The 8147-nt window shown below is 68.1% G+C and carries 7 protein-coding genes; 5 read left to right on the forward strand and 2 right to left on the reverse strand.

The features are described from left to right. Positions 1–80: 80 nt before the first annotated feature. Genes Q0581_RS04965 through Q0581_RS04975 form a run of 3 tightly spaced genes read left to right on the forward strand, consistent with a single transcriptional unit; the run spans position 81 to position 3737 of the window. Positions 81–1373: an amino acid permease gene (locus Q0581_RS04965; protein WP_298698153.1), complete on the forward strand. Its 1293-nt coding sequence runs from the start codon at positions 81–83 to the stop codon at positions 1371–1373. Positions 1374–1419: 46 nt separating this feature from the next. Next, positions 1420–2577 (forward strand): glutamine-hydrolyzing carbamoyl-phosphate synthase small subunit, encoded by a 1158-nt coding sequence (gene carA / locus Q0581_RS04970; protein ID WP_298698155.1) that lies wholly within the window; start codon positions 1420–1422, stop codon positions 2575–2577. A gap of 23 nt (positions 2578–2600) precedes the next feature. Continuing rightward, positions 2601–3737: a patatin-like phospholipase family protein gene (locus Q0581_RS04975; RefSeq protein ID WP_298698157.1), complete on the forward strand. Its 1137-nt coding sequence runs from the start codon at positions 2601–2603 to the stop codon at positions 3735–3737. Between the two features lie 21 nt (positions 3738–3758). On the opposite strand, the gene Q0581_RS04980 is transcribed toward Q0581_RS04975, so the two are convergent. Together Q0581_RS04980 and Q0581_RS04985 are read right to left on the reverse strand one after the other, a co-directional pair. Then, positions 3759–4073: a type II toxin-antitoxin system RelE/ParE family toxin gene (locus Q0581_RS04980; protein WP_298698159.1), complete on the reverse strand. Its 315-nt coding sequence runs from the start codon at positions 4071–4073 to the stop codon at positions 3759–3761. A 3-nt stretch (positions 4074–4076) separates the two neighbouring features. After that, on the reverse strand, positions 4077–4331 hold the full coding sequence (locus Q0581_RS04985) for an addiction module antitoxin (protein ID WP_298698160.1): 255 nt from the start codon (positions 4329–4331) through the stop codon (positions 4077–4079). 81 nt (positions 4332–4412) lie between these two features. Between Q0581_RS04985 and dnaG the strand changes: the two genes are divergently transcribed. Next, the gene (gene dnaG / locus Q0581_RS04990) at positions 4413–6269 is read left to right on the forward strand and encodes a DNA primase (RefSeq protein WP_298698161.1); all 1857 of its coding nucleotides are present in this window, start codon (positions 4413–4415) and stop codon (positions 6267–6269) included. Between the two features lie 58 nt (positions 6270–6327). Next, positions 6328–8147 (forward strand): RNA polymerase sigma factor RpoD (gene rpoD / locus Q0581_RS04995; RefSeq protein WP_298698162.1); only part of this gene is annotated, 1820 nt, incomplete at its 3' end.

Here is an 8147-nt window from a genome sequence, read left to right on the forward strand (position 1 = left end):
CAATCCAAGGTTGTTAATCGGGCGGGGCGATGCGAATCCCGCATTCCGGCGTAAGAAGGCGCAGCAACGGGAGACGTGCGATGACGCTGGCGGGCGCAAAGCTGCATTGGGGACTGGCGGCTCTGGTCGTGGCCGGCAACATGATCGGCTCGGGCGTCTATCTGCTGCCTGCGACCCTGGCGGCGACGGGCAGTTCCAGCCTGATCGGCTGGATCGTGGCCGGGGGCGGGGCCATCACCCTGGCGCTGGTGTTCGCGGCCCTGGGCCGATCACAGCCGGACGCCGACGGCCTGCCCGGTTTCGCCGAGCGGGGGCTGGGGCGGTTCTTCGGCTTTCACACCACCCTGGCCTTCTGGGCGGCGGCGCTGATCGGCAATGTGGCTATCGCCGTGGCGGCGACCGGCTATCTGGCCTTCTTCTTTCCGGCGCTGAAGGAGCCGGTGAACGCCACCCTGTGTAATCTGGCGCTGATCTGGCTGGTAACCGGGGCCTATGTGCTGGGGGTGCGCACGGCGGCGCGGTTCGCGGCGATCACCTTGGTCATCGGTCTGGCGCCCATTGTGGCGGCGGTGATCGCGGGGGCCGTCGCCTTTGATCCCGAGGTGTTCGCCGCGTCCTGGAACCCGACCGGCCAGCCGCTGACAGCCACGGTACCGGCGTCGCTGGTGGTGATCTTCTGGGCCTTTCTGGGCGTCGAGAGCGCGGCGGTGCTGTCGCAGCGGGTGCGTGATCCGTCGCGCGACGTGGGCCGGGCCAGCATCGCGGGGGTCAGCCTGGCCACCGTGATCTATATCGCCGCCTCGGTGGCCGTGTTCGGGGTCATTCCCGCCGCCGTCCTGGCCCAGTCCAGCAGCCCCTACGCCGATCTGATCGCGCGGGTGTTCGGCGCCTCCATCGCCGGGATTGCGGCCGCCTGTGCGGTGATCAAGGCCATGGGCACCCTGGGCGGCTGGGTCATGATGGCGGGGGAGACGGCGCGGGCGGGCGCACGCCAGGGCTATCTGCCGCGCGGCTTCGGCCAGGGCGACCGCACCACCCGGGCCACGCCGCTGCTGGGCGGGGCGATCATGTCGATCGTGGCGGTGATTTCGAACCAGCCGACGCTGGGTGAACAGTTCGGCCTGCTGATCGGTGTGACCTCGGTGCTGACGCTGGCGGTCTATGCGGTGTGCTGCATCAGCCTGTTGCGGCGGGCGCGAGGCGGCGGGGACCGGGCGCTGGCCCTCGTCGGACTGGGGTTCAGCGCGGCGGCGGTTCTGGCCGCGGCGCCCGGCTATATCGCGCCGACCCTGGTCTTCGTGGCGGCGGTCACCCTGGCCTGGATGTTCTGGCTGCGGCGGCCGGCGGTTGACCCGGCCGGCCCCGCCCATTAGTCACCCCGCCGTTTGCCCGCCGGAATCGCACTGTAAGGATTGCGCCATGACCGAACTGATCAAAGGCGCGACCGGGGTGCTGGTCCTGGCCGACGGGACCGTATTCCAGGGCGTGGGCGTGGGCGCGACCGGCGATGCGCTGGGCGAGGTGGTCTTCAACACCGCCATGACCGGTTATCAGGAGATTCTGACCGACCCCAGCTATATGAGTCAGATCCTGGCCTTCACCTTTCCGCACGTCGGCAATGTCGGGGTGAACGTCGAGGATGTGGAGCAGATGGGCGGCGGCGGCGCCCAGACGGCGGCCGTGGGCGCTCTGTTCCGCGACCTGCCGACCGATCCGGCCAACTGGCGCGCCGACGGCGATTTCGACGGCTGGATGAAGCGGCGCGGCGTGGTCGGACTGGCGGGCATCGACACCCGCGCCCTGACCAAGCGCATCCGCGACCACGGCGCCCCGCATGCGGTCATCGCCCATGACCCCGAAGGCCGGTTCGACCTGGAGGCCCTGGCGGCCAAGGCCAAGGCCTGGACCGGTCTGGTCGGGCTGGACCTGGCCAAGCCGGCCTCGACGCTGCAGGCGTTCGACTGGGACGAAGGGCTGTGGGACTGGCCCGAGGGCTATCCGACCGTCCAGGGGCGCAAGTCGGTGGTGGTCGTCGACTATGGCGTCAAACGCAACATCCTGCGGGCCCTGGCCTCGACCGGGGTGAAGATCAGCGTCGTGCCCGCCACCACGTCGGCCGAAGACATCCTGGCCCGCGACCCGGACGGGATCGTGCTGTCCAACGGGCCGGGTGATCCGGCGGCGACGGGCGAATACGCCGTGCCCGAGATCCGTAAGCTGGTCGACAGCGGCAAGCCGGTGATGGGCATCTGCCTGGGCCACCAGATGCTGGCCCTGGCCCTGGGCGCCCGGACCATGAAGATGGATCAGGGGCATCACGGCGCCAACCATCCGGTCAAGGATCTGACCACCGGCAAGGTCGAGATCGTGTCGATGAACCATGGCTTCACCGTGGATCGCGACAGCCTGCCCGAGGCGGTTCAGGAGACGCACGTCAGCCTGTTCGACGGCACCAACTGCGGCATCGCCCTGAAGGACCGGCCGGTGTTCAGCGTGCAGCACCACCCCGAAGCCTCGCCGGGGCCGACCGACAGCCTTTATCTGTTTGACCGATTCCGGGCCTATATGGGCGACTGAACCCGGCCCGGAGGGCTGACCCCATGCTGCGCGCCCGCCTGACTTCCGTCGTCGCCGTTCTGATGGCGGCCTTGACCCTGGGCGCCTGCGCCAGCGGGGCGCGCAGCGATTTCGGCCTGAGCGAGCGCGAGGCGTCGTCGCCGGTGGGCTTTCCCAACGTCCGCTTCGCCATCGAGGACGATCAGGCCGCCCGCCGCATCGCCAGCCAGCTGAGCCAGGGCGTGCCCAAGGGGCCGGACGGCCGGTTCGACCTGGTGGCCCTGTCGGGGGGCGGAGCCAACGGCGCCTTCGCCGCCGGACTGATGGCTGGCTGGACCGAGAGCGGGACACGGCCGGATTTCGAGGTGGTGACGGGGGTGTCGACCGGCGCCCTGGCCGCGCCCTTCGTCTTTCTGGGGCCGGACTGGGACGACGAACTGCGCCGCGCCTATACCGATGGCGAGGCTTCGGGCCTGCTGAAAAGCCGGGGTCTTCGGGCCTTCTTCGGATCTGGCGTGTTCTCGGGCGCGCCCTTGCGGGCCCTGATCGACGCCCATGTGGACCAGCGGCTGCTGAACGCCATCGCGGCCGAGCACGCCAAGGGGCGCACCCTTCTGGTCGCCACCACCGACCTGGACGCCCAGCGCGGCGTGATCTGGAACATGGGCGCCATCGCGGCGAAGGGCGGGCCGGAGGCGCTGGATCTGTTCCGCCAGGTGCTGGCGGCCTCGGCCAGCATTCCCGGCGTCTTTCCGCCGGTGATGATCGCCGCCCAGGGCCAGGGCGCGGTGTTCGAGGAAATGCACGTCGACGGCGGGGTGATGAACCCCTTCGTCGCCCTGCCGCAGATCATGTGGAGCTGGGACGATCCGCAGGGGATTCTGGCCGATGCGCGCATCCATGTGATCGTCAACGGCAAGGACGCGCCGCGCTTCAACGTCACCCGCGACGCCGCGCCGACGGTGCTGGGCCGGGCGCTGGATACGGTGCTGGGCGGACAGCTGCGCCAGAGCCTGGCCGCCAATCGCGCTTTCGCCGAACGGTCGGGCATCCAGTTCCGTGTCGCCGCCATCCCGGAAGACTACGACGGGGCCGACAGTCTGGATTTCAGCCAGACGTCCATGCAGGCGGTCTATGACCTGGGCCGCGAACTGGGCCGGTCGGGCGCGGCGTGGAAATAGGTCGTCGCCGCCTCCCGACGGTCAGGGTTCGCCGAAGTCTTCTCGGAAGCGGTCCATCTGATGCATGCGGACATGCAGCAGGGTGACGATGCCGACGTCCCCGTTCGCCAGCCGCCGCCAATAGACGATGTGACGTTCGTATCGGAAGAAGAAGCCGTCCACGCCGAATTCGGCCGGGATGGGTCGTGACGGGGTCTGATGAGCGTCGATCCCGTCGAAGGCTTCGAACAGCCCTGTCAGATATCGGTCAGCCTGATCGCGTCCCCAATGTCGGCGGGTGTAGTCATAGATGTCATCGAGACGGTGTGACGCCGCCTGCTGGATGCGGACGGCCACGGCCTATCTCTGATTGCGAGCAATGACCTCGGCGGCCGTCAGGGGGCGATAGACGTCATCCGGCGCCGCGAAGGCCTGGGTCAGTTCGGCCTTCAGGCGTTCGAACGCCTCTTGTTCGACGCGGGCCTTGTCGCGCCGGATCAGGTCGCGGACATATTCGCTGATGTTCTCATAGGGGCCGTCCTGCCCGACATTGACGGCCACGAAATCGCTGAGAGGACCGCTGAGGCGCACGGTCAGGGTCGTGGTGGTCGTCATGACAGGCCCTTTCGATGTGTATTCAACATACGCAATAATGCGTACGGGGCAAACCGGATCGTTAATGGCTATAGGAAGACTGTGCGCTTTGACGACCGCTATATCGAAGAACTGAAGGCCCGCCTTCGCCCGTCCGACGTGATCGGGCGGACGGTGAAGCTCAAGCGTCAGGGACGCGAGTATGTGGGCCTGAGCCCCTTCACCAAGGAGAAGTCGCCCAGCTTCTTCGTCAATGACGACAAGGGCTTTTTCCACGACTTCAGCTCGGGCAAGCACGGCGACGTCATCAGCTTCCTGCAGGAGACCGAGCGTCTCAGCTTCGTCGAGGCGGTGACCCGGCTGGCGACCGAAGCGGGCATGGCCCTGCCGGCGGAAGACCCGCTGGCGGCCGAGCGCGAAGAAAAGCGCAAGGGCCTGTCGGACTGGATGGACCTGGCCCAGAAATGGTTCGCCGCCTCCCTGCGCCGCCAGGTCGGCAAGGCGGCGCGCGACTATCTGGAACGGCGCGGTCTGCCGGAGGACCAGTGGGAGCGTTTCGGCCTGGGCTATGCCCCGAACGACCGCGAGGGGCTGAAGGCGGCCCTGGTCCAGCGCGGGGCCAAGCCGGGCGATCTAGTCGAGGCGGGGCTGCTGATCGCGCCGGAAGGCGGCGGGGCGCCCTATGACCGGTTCCGCGACCGGCTGATGTTCCCGATCCTGGATGGGCGCGGGCGGCTGGTCAGTTTCGGCGGGCGGGCGATGAACCCCGACGACCGGGCCAAATATCTGAACGGGCCGGAAAGCCCGCTGTTTCACAAGGGCGCCACCTTGTACGGCCTGCCCGAGGCGCGGCGCATCCTGGGGGCGGAATCCAAGTCCGATCAGGCCATTGTGGTGGTCGAGGGATACATGGACGTCATCGCCTGCCAGCGCGCGGGCGTACCGGCCGTGGCGCCGATGGGCACGGCTTTGACCGAGGAACAGATGGCCCTGCTGTGGCGGGTGTCGTCCGAACCGGTGCTGTGTTTCGATGGCGATGCGGCGGGGCGGCGGGCGGCCTTCCGGGCGGTGGAGCGGGCGCTGCCGCTGCTGAAATCGGGCAAGTCGTTCAGGTTCGTGCTGTTGGACGGGGGAGCGGACCCGGACGACATCCTGCGCGACAAGGGGGCGCCGGCGCTGCGTCAGGCGGTCAGCCAGTCGCGGCCGTTCGCCGAGGTGCTGTTCCAGAAGGAGGCCGAGGTCGAGCCGCTGGACACCCCCGAGCGGCGCGCGGGGCTGAAAGGCCGGCTGCGGCAGGCGGCGGCGGCGGTGCAGGACCGCGACCTGGCGGACCAGTATCGGCGCGAACTGTTCGACCGCTTCGACGCCCTGTTTCCCGCGCGGGCGCCATCAACGGGCGCGCGGACCGGCGGACGCTGGCGGCCCGGCCCGCCGCCGCCCCAGGGCCAGACGACCGAGGGCGCCCAGGCCATGCAGGCCCTGGCCCGCGCCATCGCACCCACGGCCGCCGCCCTGGCCCACGGCGCCCTGGATGACCCGGAGCGGATGGACGATCATCTGGAGGCCATCGCGGGTCATGGCTTTGGCGATCCGGCCCTGAATGGCCTGGCCCAGGAGATGGTTCGCCTGCGTCTGAGCGATCATGACCTTGACAGCGCGGCCCTGCGACGCCATCTGGCGCGATCGGGTCACGATGCCTTGATGCGCGAGGTCGAGAAGGCGGCGGCAAAGTCCGGCGCGCCATTCCTGGCTGCAGACAAGCCCCTCGGCGAGGCGAGGATCCGATGGTCGCAGGCGTTCGACGCTCTGACCCGCATTGCGGCGTTGGAGGACGCCTTGGCTTCGGCGCGCGATACGCCGGGGCAGGATGAGACGTTCCGTCGGCTGAAGGCCGAACGGGATGCGCTTCGCCGTGCGATCAAGTCAGGAACACTCTGGGAAGACCAGGCGGGGCCGTAACCTTCGGCCCCGATAGACGTTGCTAATGAAAGCGGGCCTGCCCGCCGGAGACCACTGAATGAGCGCTCAGACCGAACAGCAGGACGCCGAAACCGCCGCCGACGGTCCCCTGCTGGATCTGACGGACGCCGGCGTCAAGAAATTCATCAAACAGGCCAAGACCCGCGGCTATGTGACGATGGAGGAGCTGAACAAGGTCCTCAACAGCGAGGAAGTCACCGGCGACGCCATCGAAGACACCCTGGCCATGCTGTCGGAAATGGGCGTCAACGTCGTTCAGGACGAAGAAGAGGCCGCCGAGAGCAAGGAGGCCGAGGGCGGCGAGGTGGCCGAGCGCGCCGAGACCGCCGTGGCCGAGGCGCCCGCCAAGGCCGCCTATGACCGCACCGATGACCCGGTGCGCATGTATCTGCGCGAAATGGGCTCGGTCGAACTGCTGTCGCGCGAGGGCGAGATCGCCATCGCCAAACGCATCGAGGCCGGCCGCGACGCCATGATCTCGGGCCTGTGCGAAAGCGCCCTGACGTTCGAGGCCATCATGGTGTGGCGCGACGAACTGGCTAACAACCGCATCCTGCTGCGCGAGGTCATCGACCTGGACGCCACCTATGCGATGCTGAACCCCACCGCCGTGCCGGGCGCCGCTCCCGAAGCGGGCGACGAGGCCGAGGAGGAGGAAGAACCCGCCGAAGCCGCCGACAAGCCCGAAGGCGAAGACGACGACGACGATGATTTCGACGACGGCGGCGGCCTGTCGATCTCGGCGCTGGAAGCCGAACTGCGCGACGGGGTCATGGAGATTCTGGACGCGGTGGCCGGCGATTTCGGCGCCTTCCGCAAGCTGCAGGACAAGCTGGTCGAGGCGCGGCTGAAGGGCGAGGCCCTGAGCGCCAAGGACCAGAAGGCCTATGCCGGCCTGACCACGGCCATTTCGGACCGTCTGAAGACGCTGAAGCTGAACAACGCCCGGATCGAAGCGCTGGTCGAACAGCTGTATGCCATCAACAAGCGGCTGATCGGGCTGGAGGGCCGGTTGCTGCGCCTGGCCGACAGCTATGGCATTTCGCGGCCCGAGTTCCTGAAGGCCTATTTCGGCGCCGAGCTGGACCCGACCTGGGGCGACCGGGTCAAGGACATGGGCGTGCGCTGGACCAAGTTCAGCGAGAATGAATCCGGCCAGATCGGAACCATCCGTGGCGACATCGCCGCCGTGGCCACCGAGGCGGGCCTGCCCATCGACGACTATCGCCGCATCGTCCAGACCGTCCAGAAGGGCGAGCGCGAGGCCCGTCAGGCCAAGAAGGAGATGGTCGAGGCCAACCTGCGCCTGGTGATCTCCATCGCCAAGAAATACACCAACCGCGGCCTGCAGTTCCTGGACCTGATCCAGGAGGGCAACATCGGGCTGATGAAGGCGGTCGACAAGTTCGAGTACCGCCGCGGCTACAAATTCTCGACCTACGCCACCTGGTGGATCCGTCAGGCCATCACCCGCTCCATCGCCGACCAGGCGCGGACCATCCGCATCCCGGTGCACATGATCGAGACGATCAACAAGATCGTCCGCACCAGCCGCCAGATGCTGCACGAGATCGGCCGCGAGCCGACGCCGGAAGAGCTGGCCGAAAAACTGGCCATGCCGCTGGAGAAGGTGCGCAAGGTTCTGAAGATCGCCAAGGAGCCGATCAGCCTGGAAACCCCCATCGGGGACGAGGAAGACAGCCACCTGGGCGACTTCATCGAGGACAAGAACGCCGTCCTGCCGATCGACGCCGCCATCCAGTCGAACCTGCGCGAGACCACCACCCGCGTTCTGGCGTCGCTGACGCCGCGCGAGGAGCGGGTGCTGCGCATGCGTTTCGGCATCGGCATGAACAC

The organism is uncultured Brevundimonas sp. (assembly GCF_937863155.1).
In the GTDB taxonomy this organism is placed as follows: domain Bacteria; phylum Pseudomonadota; class Alphaproteobacteria; order Caulobacterales; family Caulobacteraceae; genus Brevundimonas.

Coding starts and splice junctions, on each gene's coding strand:
- Q0581_RS04975 (WP_298698157.1), top strand. CDS start 2,601: ATGCTGCGCGCCCGCCTGACTTCCGTCGTCGCCGTTCTGATGGCGGCC.
- Q0581_RS04985 (WP_298698160.1), bottom strand. CDS start 4,331: ATGACGACCACCACGACCCTGACCGTGCGCCTCAGCGGTCCTCTCAGC.
- Q0581_RS04965 (WP_298698153.1), top strand. CDS start 81: ATGACGCTGGCGGGCGCAAAGCTGCATTGGGGACTGGCGGCTCTGGTC.
- carA (WP_298698155.1), top strand. CDS start 1,420: ATGACCGAACTGATCAAAGGCGCGACCGGGGTGCTGGTCCTGGCCGAC.